The 13,778-nt window shown below is 73.4% G+C and carries 13 protein-coding genes; 4 read left to right on the top strand and 9 right to left on the bottom strand.

What is annotated here, in order from left to right; genetic code table 11:
- Positions 1-6: 6 nt before the first annotated feature.
- Positions 7-858, bottom strand: coding sequence for an RDD family protein (locus tag HNR02_RS03720; protein ID WP_312860891.1), 852 nt, complete (start codon positions 856-858; stop codon positions 7-9).
- 22 nt (positions 859-880) lie between these two features.
- On the opposite strand from HNR02_RS03720, the gene HNR02_RS03725 reads away from it, so the two are divergent.
- From HNR02_RS03725 to HNR02_RS03735, 3 genes are read left to right on the top strand one after another with little or no spacing between them, the layout of a single operon-like run.
- The gene (locus HNR02_RS03725; protein WP_179771817.1) at positions 881-1,885 is read left to right on the top strand and encodes a stage II sporulation protein M; all 1,005 of its coding nucleotides are present in this window, start codon (positions 881-883) and stop codon (positions 1,883-1,885) included.
- Between the two features lie 46 nt (positions 1,886-1,931).
- Complete coding sequence (locus HNR02_RS03730) at positions 1,932-2,144, top strand: hypothetical protein (protein WP_179771818.1); 213 nt, start codon at positions 1,932-1,934, stop codon at positions 2,142-2,144.
- Complete coding sequence (locus HNR02_RS03735; protein ID WP_312860892.1) at positions 2,119-2,418, top strand: hypothetical protein; 300 nt, start codon at positions 2,119-2,121, stop codon at positions 2,416-2,418. Before HNR02_RS03730 ends, HNR02_RS03735 begins: the two co-directional genes overlap by 26 nt.
- A gap of 378 nt (positions 2,419-2,796) precedes the next feature.
- Here the strand turns inward: HNR02_RS03735 and HNR02_RS03740 are convergent, their stop codons facing one another.
- The 5 genes from HNR02_RS03740 to HNR02_RS03760 are packed head-to-tail and all read right to left on the bottom strand — an operon-like array spanning position 2,797 to position 7,837.
- Entirely contained in the window at positions 2,797-4,080 is a 1,284-nt protein-coding gene (locus tag HNR02_RS03740; RefSeq protein ID WP_179771819.1) for a DUF58 domain-containing protein, read from the bottom strand.
- Between the two features lies 1 nt (position 4,081).
- Positions 4,082-5,044 carry an AAA family ATPase gene (locus HNR02_RS03745; protein WP_179771820.1) on the bottom strand — a complete coding sequence of 321 codons (963 nt, stop codon included), beginning with the start codon at positions 5,042-5,044 and terminating at the stop codon, positions 4,082-4,084.
- Entirely contained in the window at positions 5,041-6,159 is a 1,119-nt protein-coding gene (locus tag HNR02_RS03750) for a DUF4350 domain-containing protein (protein WP_179771821.1), read from the bottom strand. The genes HNR02_RS03745 and HNR02_RS03750 overlap by 4 nt, the downstream gene beginning before the upstream one ends.
- Positions 6,156-6,791 carry a DUF4129 domain-containing protein gene (locus HNR02_RS03755; protein ID WP_179771822.1) on the bottom strand — a complete coding sequence of 212 codons (636 nt, stop codon included), beginning with the start codon at positions 6,789-6,791 and terminating at the stop codon, positions 6,156-6,158. Before HNR02_RS03755 ends, HNR02_RS03750 begins: the two co-directional genes overlap by 4 nt.
- Positions 6,788-7,837 (bottom strand): DUF7847 domain-containing protein, encoded by a 1,050-nt coding sequence (locus tag HNR02_RS03760; protein WP_179771823.1) that lies wholly within the window; start codon positions 7,835-7,837, stop codon positions 6,788-6,790. Before HNR02_RS03760 ends, HNR02_RS03755 begins: the two co-directional genes overlap by 4 nt.
- 250 nt (positions 7,838-8,087) lie before the next feature.
- On the opposite strand from HNR02_RS03760, the gene HNR02_RS03765 reads away from it, so the two are divergent.
- The gene (locus tag HNR02_RS03765) at positions 8,088-8,963 is read left to right on the top strand and encodes a neutral zinc metallopeptidase (RefSeq protein WP_312861135.1); all 876 of its coding nucleotides are present in this window, start codon (positions 8,088-8,090) and stop codon (positions 8,961-8,963) included.
- 4 nt (positions 8,964-8,967) lie between these two features.
- Here HNR02_RS03765 and HNR02_RS03770 read toward each other — a convergent pair whose 3' ends face one another.
- The 3 genes from HNR02_RS03770 to HNR02_RS03780 all read right to left on the bottom strand — a co-directional run bounded on the left by HNR02_RS03770 (position 8,968) and on the right by HNR02_RS03780 (position 13,773).
- The gene (locus HNR02_RS03770) at positions 8,968-9,408 is read right to left on the bottom strand and encodes a hypothetical protein (RefSeq protein WP_179771825.1); all 441 of its coding nucleotides are present in this window, start codon (positions 9,406-9,408) and stop codon (positions 8,968-8,970) included.
- A 52-nt stretch (positions 9,409-9,460) separates the two neighbouring features.
- The gene (locus HNR02_RS03775) at positions 9,461-10,462 is read right to left on the bottom strand and encodes a potassium channel family protein (protein ID WP_246338721.1); all 1,002 of its coding nucleotides are present in this window, start codon (positions 10,460-10,462) and stop codon (positions 9,461-9,463) included.
- A gap of 80 nt (positions 10,463-10,542) precedes the next feature.
- Positions 10,543-13,773 (bottom strand): ATP-dependent helicase, encoded by a 3,231-nt coding sequence (locus HNR02_RS03780; protein ID WP_179771827.1) that lies wholly within the window; start codon positions 13,771-13,773, stop codon positions 10,543-10,545.
- Positions 13,774-13,778 lie beyond the last annotated feature (5 nt).

Raw genomic sequence — 13,778 nt, forward strand, 5'->3', positions numbered from 1 at the left:
GGCCGGTCAGCCGGGCGGGGCGAAGCCCGTCGGCGGGGTGGGCTCGCCCGGCTCGGCCGGCGGCTGAACCGCGGGGCGGTCGGCCGGAACCGGCGACCACCCGGTCACGCCGTATCCGCCCGCGCGACGGCGGCGTTCCGCCAGCACCGCCTGCAGGTAGGCCCACGCCGGGACGCCCCACGGGGGCGGCGCGCCGATGCGCGTGGCGACGTCGTGCATCAGCTGCTGCCCCAACGGTTCCCGCGCCCGCGGGCTCAGCTCGCCGTAGCGCGCGAGGTACTGCCGCATCGCCAGCGCGAGGTCGTCGCCGAGGCCGGTCAGGTCGAGCTGCGCCGCCCAGCCCGCCAGTGCCGGCGGCATCGCGATGTGCGGCGCGGGGACCCGCGGAGCGCGTTCGCGGATCACCACGGTGCCGGCCAGGTAGTCCCCGGCCCGCTTGGACCTCGGCGAGAACAGCGACACGAACAACGCCACGGCACTCCACGCGAGCACCGGTCCGAAGTCGACGATCGCGCCGGACAGGGCCCGCGTCAGCGCCTGGCGGAACCGGACCGGCCCGCCGTCGTCGCGCACCACGCGCAGTCCCAGCGCCATCTTGCCCAGCGTGCGGCCGCGGCTGAGTGTTTCGAACAGCACCGAGTACCCGACCCGCACCAGCACGAAGAACCCCAGCGCCAGCGCGGCGATCAGCGCCCCGTCGGCCACCCCGGACATGGCCAGCGCCAGCAGGAACAGCAGGAGCGCGGCAGCCTGCACCGACACGTCGATCGCGAACGCCGCGGCGCGGCTGGCGAGCTGCGCGATCGGCAGCTCCAGCACGACGGCCTCGCCGGTCACCAGATCGGGTTCGGTGGACACCGGCTCACTGTAATCTGCCCCCATGGACGTGGACCTGTTCGTCGCGGCCCACCGCGCCGAATGGGCCCGGCTGGACCGGCTGCTGGCGACCCGCAGGCTGACCGGCCCGGAGGCCGACGAGCTGGTCACGCTGTACCAGCGGGCCGCGACGCACCTGTCCGTCGTGCGATCCTCGGCGCCCGACCCGGCGTTGCTGTCCTGGCTGTCGTCGCTGGTCACGCGCGCCCGATCGGCCGTCACCGGCTCACACACCCCCGCCTGGCGGGAAATCGGGCTGTTCTTCGCGCGCCGCTTCCCCGCCGCCGTCTACACCTCCGCCCGCTGGTGGGTGCCGACCGCGCTGGTGACGATCGTCGTGAGCGGTCTGCTCGGGGTGTGGATCGCCACCGATTCGCGGGTGCAGGCGAGCATCGCGGCCCCGGAGGCGATCCGCGCGCTCACCGAGCCCGGCGGGCGGTTCGAGACCTACTACTCCAGCAATCCCGCCACCTCCTTCGCCGCCCAGGTGTGGACGAACAACGCGTGGGTCGCCGCGATGTGCCTGTTTTTCGGGGTGCTGCTGGGAATCCCGGTGCTGATCGCGTTGTGGCAGAACGCCCTCAACGTCGCCGTGTCGGCCGGGCTGATGGCCGCGGCGGGGCGGCTCGACGTGTTCTTCGGGCTCATCACCCCGCACGGCCTGCTGGAGCTGACCGCGGTGTTCGTCGCGGCGGGCACCGGTCTGCGGCTGGGGTGGACGGTGATCCAGCCGGGACGCCGATCACGGTCGGCGGCGCTGGCGCGGGAGGGCCGGTCGGCGGCCGGGATCGCGCTGGGGCTGGTGTGCGTGCTGCTGGTGTCCGGGATGATCGAGGCGTTCGTGACACCCTCGGGGCTGCCGACGTGGGGGCGCATCGCGATCGGCGTGGCCGCCGAGGTCCTGTTCCTGGTCTACGTGTTCGTCTTCGGACGGCGGGCGGTGCGGGCCGGGATCACCGGCGACGCCGACTCGCGCGACACCGGTGACCTGCGTCCCGAGGCGGGTTGACACGCCGTTGCCCGGAATTGTCGGTGGCGGGTTTTAGGGTGGGATCATGCGACTGACACTCTCCGACGACACCTACGCGCAGGTCAGGGCCCGTGCCGAGGAAGCGGGGCAGTCCGTGGACGAGTGGGTGCTGGCCGCGGTCGAGCGGGAGGCGTACCGGCAGCTGTGCGAGCAGCAGGCGCGGTGGAACGCCGAGCACCCCGACCAGGTCCGCGCCGCGGCGGACGACTGGCGTGCCCGTGGCTCTTCGGCCGCGTAGGGGCCAGATCTGGGCGGTCGGCGACGGCCCGCGACGCGTGCTGATCTTCTCCGGCAACATGCTCAACGACATCGACGACGAGCACGTGGTGACGATGGAGGTCATCGAACACGCCGTGCCGCTCAGCGTCGCCACCGGCAGCGGCGGGTGGGTGCGGTACACGTGGCTGGACCACGTGCCGAAGACGTCGCTGACGCGCCACACCGGTGAGGTGCCCGGAGACTTGATGCAGCGCCTGAGCACCCGCCTGTTCATGGTGATCGCCACCGACTGATGTCCTTTCGGGCCGTAGAGCCCGCGCGCGCCCCCGGAGCGGCAAACACAGCGCCCGCAACGGCAAACACAGCGCCCGGAGCGGCAAACACAGCGCCGTGCGCGGCGTGTTTGCCGTTCCCGCTGGCGTGTTTGCCGCTCCGGCACGCCACCCACCGACGCAACCGCCACCCGGCAACGCAACCCAGCCACCAGGCCGCCCACACCTCCCCCGCACCCGATCCCCAGCCCGGTTCTACGGACGATCAGGCGGAGTCAAGGTACTCTTTCCCGCCTTGACACCGCCTGCTCGGCCGTAGAAGCCCTGAAAAATCGGGGCGGCCACGGCTCAGTCCAGCCGCGCGCAGCGCGACAACCCGCGTAGCGGCTGCCGAACACCTCACAACCGCCCAGCCGCCTTCAACGCCAGGTACCGATCGGCGAGCGCCGGAGCCAGTTCCTCCGGCACCGCATCCACCACCTCGACCCCACGCCGCACCAAGGTAGAAACCACCGACCGCCGCTCACCCAGCGTGCGTTCCGCCGCGGCCGCCCCGTAAACCGCCTCCGCATCCCCCCGAGCCCGAGCCATCGACGCCACGGAAGGATCCGCCACCCCGGCCACCAGCAACTGATGCCGCCCGACCACGGACGGCAGCACCGGCAGCAGCCCCGACTCCAGCGGCGCGGCATCCAACCCGGTCAGCAGCACCACCAAGGACCGCCGCCGGGCCCGACGAAGCACCTCCGCCACCATCCCTCGTGCATCGGTCTCGACGAGGCTCGCCTCCAACGGCGCCATGGCGTTCACCAGCGCGGGCAGCTGCGCACCGGCGACGTGGGCGCGGACCTGACGGTCGTAGGCCAGGAAGTCGACCCGGTCTCCCGCCCGCGACGCCAGCACGGCGAGCAGCAGGGCGGCGTCCATCGCCGCGTCCAACCGGGGCACGTCGCCGACGCGGCCCGCCGCCGTGCGACCGGTGTCCAGCACCAGCAGCAGGTGCCGGTCCCGCTCCGGACGCCACGTCCGCACCATGACGTCCGCCGCCCGCGCCGAGGCCCGCCAGTCGATCGAGCGTACGTCGTCACCGATCACGTACTCGCGCAGCGAATCGAACTCCGTCCCCTCGCCCCGCACCAGCGCGGCCTGACGCCCGTCGAGTTGCTGCAATCGTGCCAGCCGCGACGGCAGGTGCTTGCGGCCGGCGAACGGCGGCAGCACCCGCACGGTCCCGGGCACGCGGTGCGAACCCTGCCGCCCCGCCAGCCCGAGCGGCCCCAGCGCCCGCACCGTGACCCGCTCCGACGACCGGTCGCCCCGCCGCACCGGACGCAACCGCACGACCACCGACCGCCGCTCCCCCGGCGGCACCGCGACAGCGAACCGGTCCTGCTCCACCCCGGCGCTCGGCGGCCACGCGTCACGCAACAGGCCCCGCAGGTGCCGCGACGACAGGTTGGTCACCGACAACGTCACCTCGGCCGTCTCGCCCAGCCGCGCCGAGGTCGCGCCCGTCCGCGAAAACGACAGCCCTCGCACGGAAGCCGCGAGCAGCAGGTCCACCACCACGCCGAGCGCGATCACCGCCAGCACCAGGAGAACCCCGGTCCACGACGGAATCCCGAGCGCCACCACGACGATGCCCACGAGCGCCAGCAGGCCGGCGCGGCCGGTGATGGCCATGTCAGCGCGGCACGGGGACGGTGGCGAGCACGCGTTCGACCACGCCGTCCGCGGTCGCGCCCTCCAGTTCGGCCTCCGGCCGCAGGTCCAGCCGGTGCCGCAACGCGGGTCGCGCAAGCGCTTTCACGTCGTCCGGAGTCGCGAAGCCACGCCCGGACAACCAGGCCCACGCGCGCGTCGCGGCCAGCAGCGCCGTCGCCCCGCGTGGCGACACCCCGAGCCGCACCGACGGCATCGCCCGCGTCGCCCGGCACAGGTCGACGATGTAGCCGAGCACCTCCGGCCCGACCGTCACCCCGGCCACCGCCGCCCGCGCGTCCGCGAGGTGCGACGGCCCGGCGACCGGCCGCACCCCGGCGGCACCGAGGTCGCGCGGGTCGAAGCCCTGGGCGTGCCGGGCCAGCACGCCCAGCTCATCCTCGCGGCCGGGCAGCGGAACCGTGAGCTTGAGCAGGAACCGGTCCAGCTGCGCCTCGGGTAGCGGGTAGGTGCCCTCGTACTCGACCGGGTTCTGCGTGGCGATCACGATGAACGGGTCCGGCAACGCCCGTGGGCGGCCGTCGACCGACACCTGCCGCTCCTCCATGGCCTCCAGCAGCGCGGACTGCGTCTTCGGCGGGGTGCGGTTGATCTCGTCGGCGAGCAGCAGGTTCGTGAACACCGGCCCCTCGCGGAAGGAGAACTCCGACGAGCGGGCGTCGTAGACGATCGAACCGGTCACGTCGCCCGGCATCAGGTCGGGCGTGAACTGGATGCGCGAGGTCTGCACGTCCAGCGCCGCCGCGAGTGCCCGGACCAGCAGCGTCTTCGCCACGCCCGGCACACCCTCGACGAGCACGTGACCGCGGCACAGCAACGCGATGATGAGCCCGGTGACCGCGGCGTCGTTGCCGACCACCGCCTTCCCGACCTCGGCGCGCAGAGCGATCAGCGCTTCGCGCGCGTGGACACCGGTCTCCGTCAACTGATCTCCCTCTCGATGCGGTCCAGCTCGTCCGCGAGCCGGACCAGTCCCGCGTCGTCGGCGGGCGCTGGACCGTACAGAAGTTCCCCGACCGCCGGAGCGGGCCATCCGGTGCGGTCCGCGGCCGCGGCGACCACCGCCGCCGGTTCCGCGCTCGCGCCCAGGCCCAGCAGGGGCCGCATCCGTCCGATCGCCGCCTGCCGCAGCGTAGCCGCGGCGTGGTCGACGGCGCCCGAGCGGCGGTAGAGCCGGGCCCGCCCCTCGGTGGTTTCGGCGGCGCGCACGGCGACCGGCAGCCGTTCGGTCACGACCGGCCCGAGCCGCCGCGCCCGCCACACCGCGAACAGCACCGCGGCGACCGCGAGCTGGATCGCGCCGAACATCCAGGCGCGGGGCAGCAGGTCCATCGGCGAGCGCTGCTCGATGCCGGCGCCGGTGTCGCCCGGCGACGGCACGTACCAGACGAGCGTCGCGTTGCGCCCCAGCAGCCGCAGCATCAGGGCGGCATTGCCTTCGTCGTCGAGGCGGTCGTTGGTCATGAGATCGCCGTTGCCCAGGAGCGTCGTGCTGCCGTCCTCGCCGGGAAGCTGCAGCATCGTGCCGTCGTAGCAGCCGCGGGCCCGGCTGTGCGCGGAGTAGGTGAGGCCGCCGAGGACGACGTCGCCTGCCGAGACAGCGCCCGCGACGGTGCACCGCGGCGCCCGGACCGACAAGGGCACGCCGACTCCGACGACCACGCCGGGGGTGAGGAGGTCGAGCGTCGCGTCACCAGGGGCGATGACCACGGCTTCGCCCGCCCGCGCCCGCAGCGCCGCCAGGCGACCCGGTTCGACCAGGTCCGGGCCCGTCACCAGCAGCGTCGTGTCCTCCCGCACCGCGGCGTCGGCTTCGGCGTAGGTCCGGGCGGCGACGACGCGCACGCCCTGCCGCTCCAGCAGCCGCGCGAGCGCGCGCGAACCGGTCGGGTCCGGCGAGCCGGGGTCGAGCGCGCCGTGCTGCCGCCCGGCCGACCCGAGCAGCACGATCACGGCACCGACCAGCAGGATCAGCGCGACCACCAGTGGTGCCCGCGCGGCACGCCAGATCCGGCGGGCGTCCGGCGAAACACTGGTCACGCCGGGACTCCGGGACGGCTGTGGCCGACCACGTCGTCGAGTCCGGCGACGACGCGGTAGTCCTCGACCGTGGCCGCGCGGCCGCCGTAGTGGACCGCGTCGAACAGCTCCGCACCCGCCCGCAGGGCGTCCCGGACGGCGGGCAGCCTCCCGCCCGCCTCGCGCGCGGCCTCGTCGGCGGTGCGCCCGGCGCGTTCGTCGAGCACGCCGCGCTCCTCCAGCGTCCGGACCACCGCACGGAACCGGTCGCGCACCGCCGCCCCGACGTCACCGGCGGCGAAGGCGCGCTCGGCGGCGTCCCGGTAGTCCCGCGCGGACCGCGACCGGCCCTCGAAGACCGTGCCCGGCCGTCGCGCCGACCGCGCGAGCCGACCGACCCGCAACCGCACGACGACGATCACCAGTACCACCACCGCGAGCATGACCAGCACCCCGGCCCCGCCGCCGGGCACGATCCCGGACGCCGCGTCGAACAGGTCCACGATCCGCTGCGCGACCCAGCCGAGCGCCCGGTCGAACCAGTTCGGCTGGGCCGCCGCGTACACCGGATCGGACAGTTCGGCCTCCGCGGCGCGGCGCGCGTCGTCCCGGCCGATGTCGACCGGGACGTCGGCGAGCCAGGCGGCGATCAAGCCGTGCCCGCCGCCCGCGCCAGCTGGAGGTCCATGCCCTCCTTGCGCATGCGCTGGTCGATGTAGAGCAGCGCGGTGGTGTTCGCGGTGAACGGCGCGACGATCGTCATCGAGATCACCTGGCCCAGCGCGACGAGCAGCAGACCACCCCAGCCCGCCGGGACACCCTCACCGGTCAGCACACCGGTGCCGCCCGCGGCGAGGCTGAACGGGATGTCGATCAGGTAGGACAGCACCGTGCCGATCACGCCGGCCAGCAGCAGGACCCCGAAGCAGCGCCACCAGGAGCCGCTGACCAGTTCGCGCGACCGGGTCAGCGACTGCCCGACCTTCGCGCGCTCCAGCACCAGCGCCGGGGTGGTGAGGCCGAACAGGGTGTAGAGCCAGATACCGGGGATCAGGCACAGGATCGAGCCGGCCGCGACCAGCAGGCTGTAGACGATCGTGGCGCCGAGCAGCGGCAGGAACCGCGGCCGCGCCTCGGCCATGGCTTCGGCGAACGAGACCGGCTTGCCCAGCACGGCCTTGCCGATGACGACGGTCAGGAAGCCGGACAGGAAGGTCTGGGTCAGCACCGTGATGATCAGCGTGACACCGGTGACCGCCGCGGTGTCGCCGAGCACGTCCAGCGCCGCGTCCTGGATCTGCTGGTCGGTGGCGGCCGGGCCGAGGTTCTGCAGCGTCTCCACGTCCGGCAGGAGGTAGCGGCTGGCCAGCAGCTGGAGCACGGCGCCGATCACCGCGACGACGGCCGACGCGCCGAACACCAGAGCCGGGTGGCGCCGCATGGTCGTGATGGCCCCGTCGAGGATCTCGCCGACCGACAGCGGGCGCAGCGGGATCACGCCGGGTTTGCCGTAACCGGGGCGTGGCCCCCAGCCCTGCTGCTGGTAGGGCTGACCGGGCGGCGGCTGCTGGTTCCAGCCCTGCTGCCCGGTCACCTCCGGCGGCGGTGGCGCCGGCGGCATCGGGCTCCCGGCGGGAGGCGTCGCGTCGCCGGGCCTGTCCTTCGGATCGGGGCCGGCCCAGCCGCCACTGTCGCTCATCGGGTCGTCTCCACTCGGTGCGGGTCGTTTCGCCGCCCACTCTCGCAGAGCGGCCCGGCACCGGCCACGGGTGGCGCGCCGACGCCGCCGAGTCGTGATCTCACCCGCCCGGCACACGTGCTGACTATGCTGGCGGCCGATGACGCCACCGCCGCAGCGACCACGGGAACCGTTGCCGCCGCCGCGTCCGGCACAGCCGGCCGCGCGGCACCGGGCGCGCGGCCGCTCGTCGAGGCCGGTCACCGCGTTCGTGCTCAGCGCCGTGGCGGTGCTGCTCGCCGGGCTGGTGGTGTTCGTCGCGGTCCGCAACGGATCGGAGCCGTCTTCCCCCACGGTGGCCGCGCCGACGACGACAGCGGTCAGCGGCGGCAACGCGGCAGGCGCGGCGACCAGTTCCGCGGACGGCCAGAAGGTCCTGGAACTGGCGTCCCACCCGATCCTGCAGAACAGCGAAGACGGGTTGCAGAACTTCGCCTGCACGCTCCCGGAGTGGCACAGCGACCAGGATTCGGCCGAAGCCTTCTTCACCGCCGCCGCCCAATGCCTCAACGAGGCGTGGGGCGGTTTCCTCGAACGCTACGACCTGCCCTTCACCCCGCCCAGCCTGCACTTCCCGACGGGCACCTCGTTCACCACCGCGTGCGGCACGATCGCGGTGAGCGTGGCGACCGCGGCCTACTACTGCGACGACAACCTGTACGTGCCCTTCCGCGGGTTGCAGACCGACCAGTACGGCGACAACCCCGGCGTCTACCTGGCGCTGTTCGCGCACGAGTACGGCCACCACGTGCAGGAGGTCGCCGGGATCATGGACGCGGTGTGGCAGCAGATCTACGCCGCGGGCCAGAACAGCCCGGCCGGGCTGGAGCTGTCACGCCGCAAGGAACTGCAGGCCCAGTGCTTCTCCGGGATGTTCCTGGGCGCGGTGGTCGACCAGGGCGGCTCCATCACCCGCGACATGTACTCCAAAGCCTGGCGGGACCAGGACACCCGCGGCGACAACACCTCCGGCAGCATGGACCACGGCAGCAACGACCACTACGCGATGTGGTGGCGGCTGGGCGCGCAGTACAACCGGATCGCGCGGTGCAACACCTTCGCCGCCCCCGCCGCCGAGGTCAGCTGACCCGTCAGCCCGCGGGGGTCCGGCGCGGGCCGCGGTGGACGAGGAAGGCGTAGGTGCCGCCGCCGAGGCAGCTCAGCGCCAGCAGGGCGAGGCCGATCGGGCGGCGCAGATCGTCGTGGCCGGTGACGACGTCGGCCAGGTGCACCTCGAGATCGCCGTCACCGGCGGCGGCGGGCACCCTGACGTCCACCCGGTCGTCCTGGTCGTGCCCGCACGCGTCGAGGACACCGGTGCGCTGCTGCCCGTCGAGGGTGATCTCGACCGTTTCCTGCGGCTCCGGCGCCGAACACTCGGCGCCCCGCGTGACCGTGGCCTGCGCGGTCGTGCCCTGCGCGGCGGCGGCGGTCCCCAGCATGCCCGGACCGGCCCACCACACGGCGGTCACGATGGCGATGCCGGCGAGCACGGCGACGGCGAGGGTGTTCCAGCGCAGCACGATCCCCATGCTTCCAGAAGGTCCGGGCGAATCACAGCCGCCGCCGGACTCCGGAGATCTATCACTCAACCTGGTCGGCGGGGGTCACTTTCTTCACGTAGAGCAACCGGTCACCGGGTTCGATCGCGTCCACGGCGGGTGAATCGACCCGGTACAGCTCACCGTCGCGGACCACGCCGAGCACGATGTCGGGCAGGTGCCGCGGCGAGCCGCCCTCCTCGGACTTCTCCGCGGGCCGCTCCGCGATCGCCAGCCCGGACTCCGGGGTCAGCAGGTCCTCGAACATGTCGACGACCACCGGGGTGGACGTGGCCATGCCGAGCAGCCGCCCCGCGGTCTCGCTCGACACCACGACCTGGTTCGCGCCGGACTGCTTGAGCAGGTGCACGTTCTCGGCCTCACGCACCGACACGACGATGTGCGTCTTGGGCGCGAGCTCACGCGCGGTGAGCGTGGCCAGCACGGCCGAATCGTCCCGGTCCGCGGCCACGATGACCGCCTTGGCCCGCTGCACCGCCGCGACCCGCAGCACGTCGGACCGGGTGGCCGACCCGTGCACGGTGACCAGGCCCATCGCGGCGGCCGCGTCCAGCGCCTGCTGGTCGGTGTCCACGACGACGATCCTGTTCGGCTCGACGGCCTCGTCACCGAGGAGGGTCTTGACGGCGGACCGGCCCTTCGTGCCGAAGCCGACGACCACCACGTGGTCCCGCACCCTGGACCTCCACTTCTGAATCCGGAACGCCTGTCGAGACCGTTCGGTCAGCACCTCGAGTGTGGTGCCGACCAGGACGATGAGGAACAGCACCCGCAGCGGCGTGATCACCAGGACGTTGATCAGCCGGGCGGAACTGGTGACCGGGGTGATGTCGCCGTAGCCGGTGGTCGAAAGCGAGACCGTCGCGTAGTAGAAGCAGTCCAGCAGCGACAGCCCGTCCTCGTTGACGTCGCGGTAGCCGTCTCTGCCCAGGTAGACCAGGAAGACGGCGGCCACCAGGGCGATCAGCGCCCAGAGGACTCTCTTGCCGATGGACCGGATGGGGCTCGCCGCCGGCTCGGGCATCCGGACGACCCCGACGAGCGACGGGTCCGGTTCCTCCGCGACACGCACCCGCGGATCCTAAGCGATCACCACCAGGCCCGCTAGGGCTGCGGGACGCTGCGGAGCAAGTCACGGAGGCCGTCCGCGTCGAGCAGGTCGACCGGGCGCAGCGTGTGGTCGTGGCGCACGTAGTGGAAGGCCGCGCGCACCTTCTCCAGCGGTGTGCCGGACAGCGACGCCCAGGCGAGGCGGTATGCGGCGAGCTGCACCGCGAGCGCGGCCATCCGGCCCTCCTCGGGCACGGCGCCGGTCTTCCAGTCCACGACCGTCCAGCCGCCGTCGGCGTCGGCGAACACGGCGTCCATCCGCCCGCGCACGGTGACGCCGTCGACCTCCGTCGAGAACGGCACCTCCACCTCGTGCGGGGTGCGCACGGCCCAGCCGCTGCGGTCGAAGGCTTCCTGCAGCGCCTCCAGCGCGTCGTCACCGGCTTCGTCGGGGTCGGCCGCGCCGGGGAGTTCGTCGAGGTCGAACAACCGGTCACCGGCGAAGCGGCGCTCCAGCCAGCCGTGGAACGCGGTGCCGCGCCGGGCGAAGGTGTTGGGCGGCACCGGCAGCGGGCGGCGCAGGCGCCGGGCCAGCCCGCCGGGGTCGGCGGCCAGTTCGACGAGCTGGCTCACCGACAGGTGGTCGGGCAGCGTGACCTGCTCGGCCGTGCCCTGGCGCCGGGCGTACTCGGCGAGCAGGACGTCGGTGTCGGCGATCCAGCCGTCCGGGTCGTCCTCGTCGTCGTCCTCGGTGACCTCGGTGATGGTGCCTTCGGCGAGCGCGGTGCGGACCAGATCGGCGCCCTCGGCCACGGCGTCGCGGCGCCCGCCCAGCGGATCGGTCGGCCACTGCGCCGACCGGGCCTCGCTGACCAGCGGATTCTCCTCGTCGGCAGGCGGTTCTTCGGCCCAGGTGGCGACCCGGCCGACGCCGTCCTCGACCAGCGCACCGACCTCGACCAGGAAGTCCGACGGGCCCTTGGGGCGCGTGCTCGTCTCGTTCCACCAGTGCCCGGACACGATCAGGGCCCGCTCGGAGCGGGTCAGCGCGACGTAGCAGAGGCGGCGTTCCTCCTCGGCCTCGCGCTCGGCGAAGTCCTGCTCGTGGATCTCGAAAGCCTCGATGACCTCCTTGCGGTCCATACCGTCCGACACGCGCAGCTCCGGCAGGTCCTGCGAGTCGCCGCGCAGGGCCGCGGGCAGGGATGTGACGGTGCGCAGCCAGGACGACGACCGGCGCTTGTTGGGGAAGACCTCCCGCGCCAGGTGCGGCACGGCGACGACCTCCCACTCCAGGCCCTTGGCCGAATGCGCGGTGAGCACCTGCACGCGGTCCGGCACGACCTCGACCTCGCCGGGAGTCAGGCCGTCCTCGGCGTGGGCCGCGGTGGCCAGGTAGTCCACGAAGGACATCAGCGTCGCGGTCGGCGAGGTCTCGGCGAAGTCGGTGACGACGTCGGCGAAGGCATCCAGGTGCGCGCGGCGGGCACTGCCGGGGCGGGCCTGCGCTTCGACGTCGAGCAGCAGGGTCCGCTCGACGTCGGCGACGAGTTCGGGCAGCGACTGGTCGAGCCTGCGCCGCAGGGACGCCAGTTCGTGGCCCAGCTCGCGGATCCGGCGGTACCCCTCCGGCGAGTACCGCCGCGGGTCGCCCGGATCGTCGAGCGCGTCGATCAGGCCGGTCTGCTCGGCGCGTTCGGCGAACAGGCCGTCCATTCCGGACTCTTCGGTGGGCGGCGGCCCGGAGATCTCGTTGGCGCGGCGCCACAGTCTGGCGAGGTCGGCGGCCGCGATGCGCCAGCGGGCACCGGTGAGCAGGCGCGCGGCGGCCGTGCCCGCGAGCGGATCGGCGAGGACACGGAGGGTCGCGACGAGGTCGGCCACCTCGGGTTCGTCGAGCAGCCCGCCGAGGCCGACGACCTCGACCGGCAGGCCGCGGGCCCGCAGCTCGGCGGCGATCGGGGCCATGTCGGCGCGGCGGCGGACGAGAACGGCGGCCGTGGGCGGTGCCCCGTGTTCTTCCTGGTGGGCGAACCACCGGGAAGCGAGCGCGTCGGCGACCCACTCGCGTTCGGCGCGGATGTCGGAGAGCAGCGCGACTTCGATGTCGGCGTGCCCGGCGCCGTCGCGGGCGCGGAGACGTTCGACGCCGAGGCCGCGGGCGCGCAGCGGTTCGGCGATGCCGTTGGCGAGCACGAGGACTTCGGCGGGGTTGCGGAAGCTGGTGAGCAGGCCGTACTCGTGGGCGGGCCGGAGCCCCTCGCGGGGGAAATCGGTGGTGAAGCGCGGCAGGTTCGCCGCGCTCGCGCCGCGCCAGCCGTAGATCGCCTGTGCCGGGTCGCCGACCGCCGTGACCGGGAGCGGTTCGTTCTCGACGCCGCCGAAGAGCGCGCGGAGGAGGATGCGCTGGGCGTGGCCGGTGTCCTGGTACTCGTCGAGGAGCACGGCGCCGTAGCGGGCACGTTCCCCCTCGGCGACCTGCGGATGACCGGCCGCGAGGGTCGCGGCGAGCGACATCTGGTCGGCGAAGTCGAGCGCGCCCTCGGCTCGCTTGCGGCGCTGGTACTCCTCGATCAGCGGGATGAGGGACAGCCGGAACCGCTGGGCGGCGACGATGTCGAGGAGTTTGCCGGGCATGGCGGCACGCTGTCCCTTGGCGCGCGGGGCGGTCTCGATCAGGTCGCACAACCAGCGGCTGTACTCGGCGAGCTTTTCTTCGGTGACCAGGTGTTCGCCGAGCTCGCCGGTGAGCGCCAGCAGCTGGGCGGTGACGGAGGCCGGGACGCGATCGGTGTCCAGGTCTTCGTCCCAAGTGGACACGACGCGGTGCGCCAGTTGCCAGGAGGAGGTCTCGGACAGCAGCCGGACGCCGGGTTGCACCGGCAGGCGGAGGCCGTGTTCGGCGAGGAGGCGGCCGGCGTAGGCATGGTAGGTGAGGACGGTGGGTTCGCCCGCCTGGATCGCCGCGCGGAGCGCGCCGCCCGGATCGAGGCGGTCGAGCAGCTGCGACCCGGCGAGGCGGCGCAGGCGCGCCCGGACGCGTTCCCCGAGCTGGCGGGCCGCCTTGCGGGTGAACGTGAGGCCCAGGACGCGTTCCGGGGTGACGATCCCGTTGGCGACCAGCCACACCACCCGGGCGGCCATGGTCTCGGTCTTGCCCGCCCCGGCCCCCGCGACGACCAGCGCGGGCTCGATCGGCGCCGCGATGACCGCCGCCTGCTCCTCGGTGGGCGGGTGCAGCCCGAGCGCGTGGGCGATCTCGACTGGCGTGGCGCGCGGGCTCATGCTCC

The organism is Amycolatopsis endophytica (genome assembly GCF_013410405.1).
Classification (GTDB): domain Bacteria; phylum Actinomycetota; class Actinomycetes; order Mycobacteriales; family Pseudonocardiaceae; genus Amycolatopsis_E; species Amycolatopsis_E endophytica.